Genomic DNA, 12,472 nt, shown 5'->3' with positions numbered 1-12,472 from the left:
ATATTTTAACATTGACAGAAATTCTTCGCCGAAGGAGATTACGGCATGAATCGAATCTCAGCATTTATCGTTTCTCTTCTGCTCTTTGTTCTGCATGCCCCTTCATTACTTGCGCAGGGCTACGAAGGCAGCGCATGCACGAAACAGAATGCCGAACTGAAAAGGCAGCTTTCGTCGCTTCGGTCCGGAGGCCCGTCGTCCTTATCCCTTCACTGGGCCTTTTTATATGGCGCTGAGATGTTTTCGTCCTCCTATCTGAAAGCCGAAGGAGCGGCTCCCGTTCTCACAAAGGCGGAGCGCGAAGATCCTCTTGTGGGGACGGAGCGCTATGATGCCTGGACCTGCATGTACTCGGCCTACAGGGCGCAGGATAACGATACAAAGACGGCCTGGTCTGAAGGAGTGCCAGGGGCCGGCATCGGCGAGCTGCTTATGGTTCCGATCGGCACAGCAAAACAGGCGCGCATCTGGATCGGGTTCGGCAAGACAACCGAGCTTTTCAAGAGAAACAATCGCCCGAAGCGCGTGCGGCTAACGATTCTCCAGGCGTATGGCGGCGGGGCGACGCAGATGGGCATGGCATATTCCGGCCTCAAATACCTGGCATCGACGGAAGTCGATCTGGCTGACACAAACGGCTGGCAGACCATCGCCCTTCCAGATGCGCCGGCTACCGGAGTGCCGGAGCATCTGATATGGGCGCGGCTTCTTGTCATCGAAATCCTTGATGTTTACAAAGGCACGCACTACGACGATACGCTGATCTCTGAAGTGCAGCCGGTCGAGAATTCCGACGGATAATTCATCATCCCGCTTTGGCAAGATCTCTGACGAGATAGGTCTGGATCGGTTTTTCGACACCTTTTACCTGAACCGGAGGCTGCTTTTCCGCCCGTATCATAGAAGATACGGCGTCGAAGGTCTCCTGCGTGATCAGGATGTCGGTCGACAGATGCTTGTTCAACGCCTCGATGCGCGAGGCGATGTTAACCGCCTGACCGATGACGGTATATTCCATGCGTTTGTCTGAACCGATGTTGCCGGCGACGACCTCTCCCGTGTGAATGCCGATGCCGAATTGAATCGCAGCGTGACCCTGCTTCTGTCTGCGCTCGTTCAGTTCGCGAAGCTGTTCTTTCATGCGCAGTGCGGCGAGCACCGCATTCTCTTCATCGCGGCCCGTCGATACGGGAGCGCCGAAGACGGCCATGATCTCATCGCCGACGAACTTGTCGAGCGTGCCGCCATATTCAAAGATAACGTCGACCATGGCGGTCAGATATTCGTTCAGGAAAGAGACGACCTCTTCAGGCTCCATGTGCTCGCTCATGCGCGTGAAATTGCGAATATCGCAGAAGAGTACGGTGGCGCGACGACGCTCTCCGCTCATCGAGATGCCTTCCTGCAAGATCTTTTCGGCAACCTGATGCGTCACATAGCGCGAGAACGTATCCTTTACTTTTTCTTTTTCCTGGACTTCGCGTTCGGCGGCGATCTCCCTCTCGGCCGCGCGAAGGATCAGTCCTTCATAGATTTTCGCGATATAGGCCGAGACGACAAAGAGCGCCGTAACGAAGAGAACGCGAAGACCGAGGTTACCGAGGCTGACCTTCTCTGAAGTGAAATGCTCTGTCACCGTTCCGGTCTGAATCGTTCCAAGCGACAGCGCAAGAACGATGAGCAGCATATAACCGAGCGAGGCAAGCGTTCCGGCGTAGATCGTCAGCTTTACAGAGAAGCGCATGGCGGCGATGGCGATCCACAGAAAAAGCACCAGGAAGGCCTCGGACTTGAATGTGCGAAAGGTGCCGAACTGCCACAGCGTCGTGAGAAAGATCACGATGTCGGCCGTCGTCGTATAGTATTTGAGCTTCTCGGTGAAAAGCCCCTTCTTCAATAAGAAGAAGACGACGAAGCTAAGAGCCGTTCCGATACTTGCGGCGATCAGAATCGCCTGAAGCGAATGAGCGGGGATCTCTTTGCGCACTCCGAGGCCGCCGACTGCATAGAGCGCCATGATGCCGAGCCTGATATAAACGACGAGCTTTTCGCTGCGTTCCTGTTCGAGAAGAAAGAGGGAGCGAATGCGCTGGCGCATCGTCTCCATGATCGCATCCTGATACGGATTTGCTTGAGTCTGCATGAACACCTCTTTTTTTATGCAATAGCAAAGCGTATGAATGACGCTCGTCAAGTGAAAATATGACGGCGTCCACTGCGCGCAGATCATTCAAGACGGGCTCTTTCAGCCGCTCAGGGCGAGACGAGAAAAGCGTCCCGACTTTTTGCGCAAGAAAAAGTATTGCTATTTTTTCAGACCGACTTCCTGTGTCTCATGAAAAAGATTACAGTGCTTTTTGTGTTCAGCGTGCTCTCTCTTGTGGCATGCGGTAAAGGTGGCGATTCAAAGGCGACGTCCGACGAAGGGTGTCAGGGGATCTCGGCGATGGATGCGAAGATGAAATGCGAGAACAACAGCGTGATGTTCTGCTCTTCGTATTCAAACTATAAATGGCAGGAAACGCAGAAATGCGATGCCGGCAAAACCTGCTTCATCGCCGAGGATGGTAAGTCAGGGGGATGCAAGTAATCCGTCGAAAATGCGTTGATCGCAAAGAGCGATTGCGTTGTCTGTGGCCGTGACAGATATTCAAAGCCGACTGATCTCACTGGGCGATCCGGCCATCGCCCGGCATTCACAGAGGTTCTTTAAGACTGGCCCGGGCGAATACGGTGAGGGGGATCGCTTTCGCGGTATTCGCGTTCCGCAGATACGCGCCGTGGCGAAGGAGTTCAGGCATGCCGCGGTTGCCGATGTCATCAAACTGCTTGAATCGCAGTACCACGAGGATCGACTCTGCGCCCTCTTCATGCTTGTGCATCTTTATAAGAAGGGCGATGCTGCTTTGCAGAAGAAGATCTATGATCTCTATTTGAAGAGTACCGACCATATCAATAACTGGGATCTTGTCGATTCTTCAGCCGAACATATCGTCGGCGCCTATCTTTTTGAAAAAAGTCGTAAACCGCTTTACACGCTTGCAAAGTCTCGATCGCTCTGGGAACGTCGCATCTCCATCATGGCTACGTTTCATTTTATTCGCAGGAATGATTTTGATGACACGCTGCGTCTTTCTGATCTTCTTTTGCATGATAAAGAGGATCTGATCCATAAAGCGGTCGGATGGATGCTGCGTGAGATCGGGAATCGAAATCAGAGAGTCGCCGAGGAATTCTTACAGACTCGTTACGCACGCATGCCGAGAACGATGCTGCGTTATGCGATTGAAAAATACTCCGATGGCCGGCGCAGGCAGTATCTGAGCGGCGAAATATAAAGCGCTCGTATGGCCTGAAGAGATTGCAGTCAGCAGCAAAAAATACTTGCCAGACCCCGGCAGGCAGCTTACACATCCTCCGGGAGTCCGTGTTTCAAGCGGCACGACGATGCGCCTGGCGCTGCCTTCGCGTATTTCGTTGATGGAATAATTCAGACTCTCACCCAACCTAACCTGTAGGCCGCAGGTTCGAATCCTGCTCCGTCGAAAGACGGGTAGCTCAGCGGGTAGAGCGACAGGCTGCTCAAAGGAGAAGCTGATCCCTTCGCAAAAGGATTCGGAGGAATCCGGCCTTCGGCCGAATCTACGGAAGAGGCGCCCGGCACAGGACCCGCAGTGCGGCCGATGCCGTCCATCCTGCTCAGGAAGGTCGATGTGATGTGCAGACCGAGGTCCGTGCATCTGTCGGCCGGGCGGAGCAGGCCCGACGGCTAACGTCGTTCTCCGTCATGTGTGGGGAGGAGGTCGGATTCTCTCGTCGCTCCGTCGAAGCGAAATCGAAATCATACAGGAGTAAATATGCCACTACAAACTCGCATCCCCCGCGATCGTCGCGGACTATTATTCAAAGAGGGCGACTACGAGAAGTTCCTGATGCCCGGAACGTACTTTTTGATGCCCGGCGCCGATCTGCGTCTATTTGACGCGTCGCAGATCTTTATTCCGCCAGGGGAGTTATCCATCTTTCTTGAAGACGCCGCTCTTGCCGCGCAACTTGACATCGTCGAAGTCAGGCAGAGCGAGATCGCCCTTGTTTTCGAAGACGGAGTCTGCAAAGGTGTGCTTCTTCCCGGCAGACATGCGTATTGGAAGGGCGTGAGGCAGCGAAGCTTTCGCGTATTTGATCGCAGTCATCCGCGTCTTCCCGACGATCTCGATCGACATGCCCTTCGCGTACCGGCCGTACTCGAGCAGATTCAGGTTTTCTCGGTCCAGCCTTTTGAAAAGGCCGCCCTTTTCATCGACCGTAAATTCGTCGAGATTCTCGGCCCTGGAGACTTTGTTTTCTGGAAAAGCGCCCTTTCCGTCGATGTGACGAAGGTCGATATGAGGATTCAACATGTGGAGATCCCGTCGCAGGAGCTTCTGACGAAGGATCGTGTGACGCTTCGCATCAACTTCGTCTTTCAGTATCGCGTCGTCGACGAGATGCGTGTGTTAACCGAGGTGAAGGATCTGCAGACGCAGCTTTATATCCTGTTCCAGCTCGCCCTTCGCGAGTATGTGGGCAATCTTACGCTTGACGAGATTTTGCAGAAGAAAGAAGAGATCGGTCCGTTTGTCCTCGATCGTGTAAAACCCGAGCTTGTATCGCTTGGCCTCGAATCGAGCCAGGCCGGAGTCAAAGATGTCATTCTGCCCGGTGAGATTCGCGACATCATGAATCAGGTGCTGATCGCCGAGAAGCGGGCGCAGGCGAACGTCATCACGCGTCGCGAAGAGACGGCGTCGACGCGGAATCTGCTGAATACGGCGAAGCTAATGGAAGAGAATCCGCTTCTCTTTCGCCTGAAAGAGCTCGAATACATGGAACGCCTGACAGAAAAGGTCAGCGAGATCAACGTGAACGGCGGATCGCGCCTTCTCGATCAGCTGCGATCGATCCTGCTCTCCGGGCAGTAATCACAGGCGACGGGCCGTGTGCGAATTTTTCGTAGACTTCTGTTTGCAGAATTCGGTCAGGAAAAATCGCGCTCGAAGAAAGCCTTGCGTTTTTCGCAGACCGATGCGATACGTTCAGCGTGGCAAAGAAACGCAGTACTGACTCAGAAATCGAAAAGGTTGCAGAGAAGCTTCAACTCTTAAAAAAAGAGGTTCACCGCGGCATCGTCGGTCAGGAAGATCTGATCGACGGCCTGCTCACAGGCGTGCTTGCAGGCGGGCACATCCTCATTGAAGGAGTTCCTGGTCTCGCGAAAACAAGAGCGGTGAATCTTCTTGCCCGCGCCTGCAAGACGTCGTTTCGTCGCATCCAGTTCACTCCTGATCTGATGCCGGGCGATATTCTCGGCACGCGCATCTACAATCAACAGAAGGCAAACTTCGAGATCGTGCTCGGCCCGATCTTCGCAGGCTTTCTTCTTGCCGACGAGATTAACAGAGCGCCGGCGAAAGTCCAATCCGCTCTGCTTGAGGCGATGCAGGAGAGGCAGGTAACGATCGGCAATCAGAGCCATAATCTTCCCGAGCCTTTTCTCGTCTTTGCCACGCAGAATCCGGTAGAGCAGGAGGGAACGTATCCGCTTCCCGAGGCGCAGCTTGACCGCTTTCTTCTAAAAGTGGTCGTTCCGTATCCCGAGCCGCATGAAGAAGAAGAGATCGTGCGTATGGTGATCGAAGAGACGCAGTTACCCGACATTGAGCAGGTGCTAACTCTCGCCGAGCTGAAAGAGATGCAGGAGCTTGTGCGCGACGTCTTCGTCGAGGATCGCATTGCAACGTACGCGACGGCACTTGTTAAGGCTACGCGAAACCCTGAAAGCTTCGGACTGCCTCTTGCTCCGTTCATCGAATACGGGGCCTCTCCGCGAGCCTCGATCGGGCTCGTACTGGCGGCAAGGGCGAGGGCCGTCATCGCCGGGCGGGCCAGCGTTCTGCCCGACGACGTCAAGACTGTGGCGCATAACGTTCTGCGACATCGCATTATACGCAGCTATCATGCCGAGGCCGAAGGCGTAAAGACCGACGATCTTATCTCAAAGATACTTGGAGCGGTCCCCGTTTCATGATAAGAGGCGATACCGAACGACTGCTTCGCGAGATACGTGAGCTGGAGTTCCGTTCGCGCAAGAACGTAACGGGATTCCTTCCGGGTAACTATGCGACGACGTATACCGGGTCGGGCCTGAGCTTTCGCGAGGCGCGCAAGTATTTAGCGGGCGACCCGGTGCGTCATATCGACTGGAATATGACGGCCCGGCTGGGTGAGCCTTTTGTGCGCACCTTTCACGAAGAGCGGGAGCGCGAGATATTTCTCGCGATCGACGTCTCGCCCAGTATGTACACGGGCTACCAGACGCGAAACAAGATTGAAACGGCCATAGAGGTCGCCGCGACGCTTGCCCTTTCGGCCGTGAAGCAGCGCGATCGACTGGGCTATCTGCTCTTCTCGGATTCGGTCCATCGCATTCATCCGCCCCGACCCGGCAAGGCGCAGCTGCATCGCCTGCTTTCTGACCTTGTACAGTACAGCACCGTTACCGAGCCGTCGGGCAGTACCGATCCGCGCGTCGCCATTCACGCTATTGAAGCACTGCGCGGACGCCGCTTTGTCATCTTTCTCATTTCGGATTTCATCGATCATGACGTTCCCGACGATCTGCGCTTTGTGCGCCGCCGCCATGATGTGTCGTTGCTGCATATCTATGATCCGATCGAATTCGGCGATACGATGAAGGCCGACCCCGATCTGCTTTTGCCCGTTTTCGCGCCGGAGGGCGGAAGACGTGCGATGATGAAACCCTCTCTGATGAAAGAGCATACGCTCGCCGCAACTCGCTCCGTTCTGGAGGAGGGGGCGACGAAGTATCGTATCCTTGTTCATTCTATTTCGACGTCCGATGCCGTCGGCCCGGCACTGGGGGCGTTCTTGCATCGCAAGAGGTCTCTCGTATGAACGAAGGGTTGGAGCCGCTGCATATCCTGCCGCCGCTCACGTTGATGATCCTAACGGCCGCTTTTCTTTTCATGCTGGCCGTGATCGCCTTGTGGATACTGCTCTATTATCTGCGTAATAGACGGCAGACGTCGCCTGCCGTCGTTGCTTCGCCGCAAGACGTGCGAGAGCGTCTGCGCGAGATCGACGCCGATGCAAGCCTGAGCAAGGATTACCGCCTGTCGTTGCATCGCCTGTCAGAGGTGATGCGCCGGCATCTGACGCGCACGACATCCTTTCCGTTTATCAGCTCCGTATCGGTTGAGATTCGCAAAGCGATTCCGCCTGAAGAACCGACGACTCAGTTTTTCGAGCAGGTTGACGGCGTTCGCTTCGATCGTCGCATCCCCACGGAGAAGGATTACCGACAGAGCGCCGAGAAGGCGACGAAGCTTATTGGCAGAGAAGGCATTCTACGCCGTCTTTTACGTAACGTCACAGGCAGGCTTGTATGATGGAAACGTTAAGCGCCTTTGCCGCAGAGCATCTGTCGACTCAGTTTGCCCATCCTGCTGCTCTGTGGCTTGTACTGCTGCTGCCTGTATTCGCCTTTCTTCGCTATTACTATCTCAAAAAGGGAGCCGCTCCGCTTGCCAGCGTGCAGCATAGAATCCGCTCTCTACCTCTGAATGTCATCGGACTTTTATTGATCGAGACCATACTCATGCTTGCGGTTTTAATCGCCGTCGCCTCTCCAGGAAAAGAGGGACGGCTGCAATCCATATCAGAAGAAGGCATCGATGTAGCCCTTGTGCTTGATATCTCGGCCAGCATGATGGCCGCCGATTTCAAGCCGACACGGCTTGATTCTCTCAAGAAGCTGGCCGCCGATTTTGTGGAGCGCAGCGGTTCGGATCGCATTGGCGTGATCCTTTTCGCCGGCGAGGTTTTCACGCAGGCTCCGCTGACGACGGATCGCAAGGCCGTTCGAGAGCTGCTTTCGGGCATTTCTTATTATATGATCGATCACTCGCGAAGCGGAGGCACGGCCATCGGCGACGCTCTTCTCATGACCGTCGATATGCTGGAACGCCGTCGCATCTATGGTCGGGATCAGGCCCTTGTTCTCGTAACGGACGGCGAGAACGATCGCGGGATTGACCCGAAGAAGGTGATCCCGTATTTGAGAGAGCGTGACGTTAACCTGTATGTCGTCGGCATGGCCGGTGACGAGAAGGCTCCGGTCTTTATCGACGGTCAGCCCTTTATTACGGTCGAGAACAAGCAGCTTTATACCTCTCTCGACGATACAAGCCTTCGCGAACTGACCGAACTGGGCAGAGGACGATATTACAGAGCAAAGGACGAGGATGCATTGAGATCGATCCTGAAAGAGATCGGTTCTCTAAGCCGAACTCCGCTTGATGTGCGTGAAATCCGCACCCGTAGATCTGATGCATGGATGGCCGCCCTTGTAGCTCTTCTTCTTTTTCTTGTCAGGCAGATCTATCTGATTCACTTTGTGCGGAGGCCGCCGCTGTGATCGGCTTCGCTCATCCTATAGCGTTTTTTCTGATCGTGCCCTCGGTCGTCGTTATCCTGTACCTGTACTGGCGCAGTCGATGTTCTCTACTCTTTATAGAGGCGCACAGTGCGCCTGAGCGTCGTGCCGGATTAACCGTGCTGAATCGCCGCAGCCATGCACTTCTGTTCGTCTGGTATTTTTTGATGTCGCTTCTTGTGATCGTTGCCGTCGCCTCTCCTTACAGTCAGGGCGAAGGCGCCGTTTCGAAGGCCAGCGGCCGTGTGCTCATCTTCATTGATGCGTCGTTAAGCATGCAGGCTCGCGACATCACGCGAGACGGCAACTCCGTTTCAAGGCTTGAGATAGCGAAGGACATCGCCCGGCATATAATCTTCAAATCCTCAGAGGCGGGATTGAATCTTCGCACCGGTCTTTATTCTTTCGCGGGAACCGTCGTCGTTCACAGCCCCCCTTCTGATGATCGAGAGGCCGTTCTTTCGGTGCTGGATTCGCTTGGAACGACATCCTATGCAAACACCGGATCAAGCCTCTCCGCTGTGCTTGCGGCGATCCGATCGCAGGCCGCCTATGCCGCCCCAGGTGAGACCTTTCAGGCCGTGTTAATCGGCGACGGTGAGATCCCGCCAGGCTACGAGGATCAATACGACGAAGACCTTGATGCGCTTGAGGCGGCCGGCATTGCCGTGCATGCGATCACGGTCGGGCATGACGTGCCGACGACGATCACGCTCTATGACACCGCCGAGCTCATTCGCAATCCCGGCGAGCGCATCAAGCCTCTCGGTACGGCAGAGACGGCTCGGCAGGACGAACACTACGAGCGCATTGCCGACGCCACCGACGCTCGCTTTGCTGCCGTCGAAAGTATCGTCGCGATCGATGAAACCGTTGCCCCTGTCGTGAGAGGCCTTGCGGCGAAGGCCGGGGAGGCGGGCATCGCCGACCCCGAGGCACGCAAAGATCTCACTCCGTACATAATGGGATTTTTTGCGCTTCTGCTTGTGATCGATTCGATTGGCCTTTCGATTCTGCGAGAACGTCGGATGGCCTTTCTTCTTCTGCCTTTTATGCTTTCATCTCTGCTTCAATGCGATCGATGGACGTCGCATATGTATAATGAAAAGGGCATCCTTCTCGAAAAGATCGACGCAGCGCAGGCCAGAGAGCAGTACGAGCGAGCAAGACTTTACAGCTCCGGTGCGGGAACGGCATCGGCTAACCTCGGCTCACTTTCCGGCGACGAGAAAGACTATGCCGCAGCGCATGATCTTTTTGAGGCGTCGATCCGTGTGCAGTTCGATCGTCCTGCCGTTCACTATGAAGACGGTCGCCTGCTCGTTCTCTGGGCTCTTCATGAGGCCGAAGAGTGCCGGCTTGATCGAGCGAAAGAGCTACTGGACGTTTCTTCGCAGCGATTCGAGACGGCCGTCTCTCTTTCGAAAGATCGCGGAGCCATCCGACGTTTTTATGAACGGCATCTGCTTCATGAGCCTGACGTAGAATCCCGGGCTATGGATTCGCTCGATTTGTTAACGGAACAGCGTCAGAAGATCGAAGCCATGCAGAAGAAATGCCCGCCGCCTGAGAAAGATCCGAAATCACAGGACGATAAGGACAATTCAGGGAAAGATCAGGACCCCAACTCATCAAAGAAGAATCCGCCTGAAAAGAATCCGGAGAAAAAGCCCGAGTCTGAACAAGAACCGGAGCATCAATCCGAGAAGAACGAGAACAGAAACAAAAACGAAGAACCACAGAAGAATCCTGGCGTCAGAGGATCTGTAAAGCCCGCCGATGAAGTGACCGCCCGCCTGGAACAGCTGAAAGGGCAGAACCGCGGAGAGTTCCGTCAGAGCAGGCAGCAACAGGGCAGAGAAGAGGAAGGACAGGAGAGCCAGCCGGGCAAACCGACAGAAGGCTCCGACGGTCGACCGATCTGGTGGTGAGCCATGCTTTTATATGCATCGTATGATCAAAGGAGAGAATAAATGAAGCAATTAGAGCGAGTTATATTTACAGGCGTGATCGCTGCGGTGTCGGTGCTAACGTCTTCCTGTGCAACACAGGTTCGTGAAGAGAAGAGCACACGACAGGTAGAAGAATCGACGCCGGTAGATCCAGCCGAGCAGATACGCAGGCGGAACGCTGAGCTACTCGGCACAGAGATCACCGAAGAGCGTATCAAAGACGATCTGACGGGTAAGACCATATTCGCCTATGGCCCTGAAGAAGGCGAAGGCCGACAGCTTGATGTGGCCTGGACGATCTTTGCCCGTGAGATCAAGGAATTTGCCGTGCAGACCGTGGACGGCGACGACACAGCGCGAGAGATTGTGGTTAACGTCGTCTTTGATGACGCCCCGAAAAGCAACGAGCGTATCGAAGGCGCGATACGCATCAGATACGAGAAGGACGGCGAACAATGGAGGTTCGGTTCGGTGCGTCGTGCCGGTGAGAGAATGCAGTTTCAGAAATGAGCGGCGCTACTGAGCGAATCCATCCGCCAGTACCTTCCTGAGCTTCAGATCTTCAAACTGGGCGGCGTCGTGCGCTACGACGATATGCAAGCCAGGTTCGGTCTTCTGCAATTCCCTGATCGCAAGCAGCTGATCGGCGACAGCCTGGCGATCTTCATGTAAGAAGAAGAGACTGACGAGCAGCGGGCGACCGATGCCGGTTTCGATATTGGCGCGATCCCATGCGATATCACCCACAAATAAAAACTCACGTCCGTCTCGTAGAATAACGTATACGAGCTGGCTTCCGGGCGAATGCCCCGGCGCCTTTGCGACGACGACACCGGGAGCCGGCGAGGCGATGCCTTCATAGGCATACGGAGTGAAAAGCGGCTTCGCCTCTTCGGGGAATCCGGACTCGGGCAACGACGGACCGTTCAATTGTTCGACGGTGATCTTCGCGATCCGCGCCAGCTCCATGATCGAGGCGGAGCGAGCGATGCCTCCGATATGATCCGGATGTTCGTGCGTTAGTACGATGGCGCCGTTGCGGTCGACCGAGTCAAGCATCACCTTTTGCATCTGTTCATAGCGATCGTCGTAGAACGGATTGCCCGGAAACATCTTTTCGTGCAGCGAACGATCGTGGGCCGTATCGATGATGACGGAGCGGTCGTCGTATTTCAAGCGATAGGTGGCGAAAACCATCGGATGCTTCTTGAGCAAAGACCATCCTGCACGAATGGCGGCGGCAGGGAATGCGCCTTCGCCGATGGCAAGACCCTCGATCTCAGAAGGCAGATCGTCGGATTTCGCCATTTCGCGCATGCCGGCCAGATCGATCGTATAGGCGCCGGGCCTGCCCTCAGGGGAGTTGATAATGAATATGCCGTAAAGAGATGCAGAAAGCAGGAGCAGGGCGGCAAGCATAAGGAGCCAGTTGCGACGGGTTTTTGTCATAATGGAAACCCGGACTGTAGATCCGCCTCATGTCAACTGAATTCCGCTTGACGTCGGAGCTTCCTGTTCCTTCTATAGGTGGTGGCCTTTCCGCATCATTGCGGAAAGGCCTATGACCTTGCAGAAGAAATCGGGGACGATCTGGTTTCGACTGCCGTGAATCGGGTCGTTGGTCGCATGCGAAGTTGAGGAGCTTCTAAAAACCTCACCCTTTACGTGCAAACGAAGAGTTTGCTCTCGCTGCTTAATAGGTAGCAAGACGCTCTGCCCGGCTTTCCTTCTCGGGCCGGAACAGAGCGCCACCTCAGAGAAGGCGAAGGTTGCGGGCCCGGACGGCTGTAACTTTTGTATAACCCGCCCGGAACGATTGTGGTTGGCCGTCGCTGCGCTTGCCCCGATCGTAACCAGCAGCGACTAAGCATGTAGGGGCCCTCGGGTCGCACGGTAGGACGCGGGTTCGACTCCCGCCGTCTCCAGAATCTGCGCCATCCCATCCTCACCGTGCGGGTGGCGCCTTTGTTGTCGGGTTGAGCGCCAGGCCCGGTTCGGACGGGATAGCGCAGAGGGAATGGGTTGC

General features: G+C 55.2%; 12 protein-coding genes and 1 other RNA gene. 11 read left to right on the top strand and 2 right to left on the bottom strand.

Going from position 1 to position 12,472, the window contains the following annotated elements; genetic code table 11:
* Positions 1-45: 45 nt before the first annotated feature.
* Positions 46-801: an NADase-type glycan-binding domain-containing protein gene (locus LEPIL_RS21650; RefSeq protein ID WP_002770565.1), complete on the top strand. Its 756-nt coding sequence runs from the start codon at positions 46-48 to the stop codon at positions 799-801.
* 4 nt (positions 802-805) lie between these two features.
* Here the strand turns inward: LEPIL_RS21650 and LEPIL_RS21645 are convergent, their stop codons facing one another.
* The gene (locus LEPIL_RS21645; protein ID WP_002770562.1) at positions 806-2,143 is read right to left on the bottom strand and encodes an adenylate/guanylate cyclase domain-containing protein; all 1,338 of its coding nucleotides are present in this window, start codon (positions 2,141-2,143) and stop codon (positions 806-808) included.
* Between the two features lie 192 nt (positions 2,144-2,335).
* Here LEPIL_RS21645 and LEPIL_RS04915 point away from each other — a divergent pair, with 192 nt between their 5' ends.
* The 9 genes from LEPIL_RS04915 (at position 2,336) to LEPIL_RS04875 (ending at position 10,956) form a co-directional block, all read left to right on the top strand.
* Entirely contained in the window at positions 2,336-2,590 is a 255-nt protein-coding gene (locus LEPIL_RS04915) for a hypothetical protein (protein ID WP_002770560.1), read from the top strand.
* Positions 2,591-2,639: 49 nt separating this feature from the next.
* The gene (locus tag LEPIL_RS04910) at positions 2,640-3,338 is read left to right on the top strand and encodes a DNA alkylation repair protein (protein WP_211208615.1); all 699 of its coding nucleotides are present in this window, start codon (positions 2,640-2,642) and stop codon (positions 3,336-3,338) included.
* Between the two features lie 519 nt (positions 3,339-3,857).
* Positions 3,858-4,961: a slipin family protein gene (locus LEPIL_RS04905; RefSeq protein WP_002770551.1), complete on the top strand. Its 1,104-nt coding sequence runs from the start codon at positions 3,858-3,860 to the stop codon at positions 4,959-4,961.
* Positions 4,962-5,080: 119 nt separating this feature from the next.
* Complete coding sequence (locus LEPIL_RS04900; RefSeq protein ID WP_002770550.1) at positions 5,081-6,067, top strand: AAA family ATPase; 987 nt, start codon at positions 5,081-5,083, stop codon at positions 6,065-6,067.
* A complete protein-coding gene (locus LEPIL_RS04895) occupies positions 6,064-6,954 on the top strand; it encodes a DUF58 domain-containing protein (RefSeq protein ID WP_002770549.1) in 891 nt (296 codons plus the stop codon). Before LEPIL_RS04900 ends, LEPIL_RS04895 begins: the two co-directional genes overlap by 4 nt.
* The gene (locus LEPIL_RS04890) at positions 6,951-7,448 is read left to right on the top strand and encodes a hypothetical protein (protein WP_002770548.1); all 498 of its coding nucleotides are present in this window, start codon (positions 6,951-6,953) and stop codon (positions 7,446-7,448) included. Before LEPIL_RS04895 ends, LEPIL_RS04890 begins: the two co-directional genes overlap by 4 nt.
* Positions 7,445-8,476, top strand: a complete 1,032-nt coding sequence (locus LEPIL_RS04885; RefSeq protein WP_002770547.1) for a VWA domain-containing protein — start codon at positions 7,445-7,447, stop codon at positions 8,474-8,476. Before LEPIL_RS04890 ends, LEPIL_RS04885 begins: the two co-directional genes overlap by 4 nt.
* Positions 8,473-10,425, top strand: a complete 1,953-nt coding sequence (locus LEPIL_RS04880) for a VWA domain-containing protein (RefSeq protein WP_002770546.1) — start codon at positions 8,473-8,475, stop codon at positions 10,423-10,425. Before LEPIL_RS04885 ends, LEPIL_RS04880 begins: the two co-directional genes overlap by 4 nt.
* Positions 10,426-10,467: 42 nt before the next feature.
* Positions 10,468-10,956, top strand: a complete 489-nt coding sequence (locus tag LEPIL_RS04875) for a hypothetical protein (RefSeq protein WP_002770544.1) — start codon at positions 10,468-10,470, stop codon at positions 10,954-10,956.
* 6 nt (positions 10,957-10,962) lie between these two features.
* Here LEPIL_RS04875 and LEPIL_RS04870 read toward each other — a convergent pair whose 3' ends face one another.
* Entirely contained in the window at positions 10,963-11,895 is a 933-nt protein-coding gene (locus LEPIL_RS04870; RefSeq protein WP_002770542.1) for an MBL fold metallo-hydrolase, read from the bottom strand.
* A 132-nt stretch (positions 11,896-12,027) separates the two neighbouring features.
* Here LEPIL_RS04870 and ssrA point away from each other — a divergent pair.
* Positions 12,028-12,374, top strand: a transfer-messenger RNA (tmRNA) gene (ssrA, locus tag LEPIL_RS22820).
* Positions 12,375-12,472 lie beyond the last annotated feature (98 nt).

The sequence above is a fragment of the Leptonema illini DSM 21528 genome, from assembly GCF_000243335.1.
In the GTDB taxonomy this organism is placed as follows: Bacteria; Spirochaetota; Leptospiria; order Leptospirales; family Leptonemataceae; genus Leptonema; species Leptonema illini.
Note: the sequence above shows the minus strand (reverse complement) of the source record. Positions and strands in the feature narration are given on the sequence as shown.

What these genes read in the sequence shown, in the direction of transcription:
- LEPIL_RS21650 (WP_002770565.1), top strand. Translation starts at nt 46, where the DNA reads ATGAATCGAATCTCAGCATTTATCGTTTCTCTTCTGCTCTTTGTTCTG.
- LEPIL_RS21645 (WP_002770562.1), bottom strand. Translation starts at nt 2,143, where the DNA reads ATGCAGACTCAAGCAAATCCGTATCAGGATGCGATCATGGAGACGATG.
- LEPIL_RS04915 (WP_002770560.1), top strand. Translation starts at nt 2,336, where the DNA reads ATGAAAAAGATTACAGTGCTTTTTGTGTTCAGCGTGCTCTCTCTTGTG.
- LEPIL_RS04905 (WP_002770551.1), top strand. Translation starts at nt 3,858, where the DNA reads ATGCCACTACAAACTCGCATCCCCCGCGATCGTCGCGGACTATTATTC.
- LEPIL_RS04895 (WP_002770549.1), top strand. Translation starts at nt 6,064, where the DNA reads ATGATAAGAGGCGATACCGAACGACTGCTTCGCGAGATACGTGAGCTG.
- LEPIL_RS04890 (WP_002770548.1), top strand. Translation starts at nt 6,951, where the DNA reads ATGAACGAAGGGTTGGAGCCGCTGCATATCCTGCCGCCGCTCACGTTG.
- LEPIL_RS04885 (WP_002770547.1), top strand. Translation starts at nt 7,445, where the DNA reads ATGATGGAAACGTTAAGCGCCTTTGCCGCAGAGCATCTGTCGACTCAG.
- LEPIL_RS04875 (WP_002770544.1), top strand. Translation starts at nt 10,468, where the DNA reads ATGAAGCAATTAGAGCGAGTTATATTTACAGGCGTGATCGCTGCGGTG.
- LEPIL_RS04870 (WP_002770542.1), bottom strand. Translation starts at nt 11,895, where the DNA reads ATGACAAAAACCCGTCGCAACTGGCTCCTTATGCTTGCCGCCCTGCTC.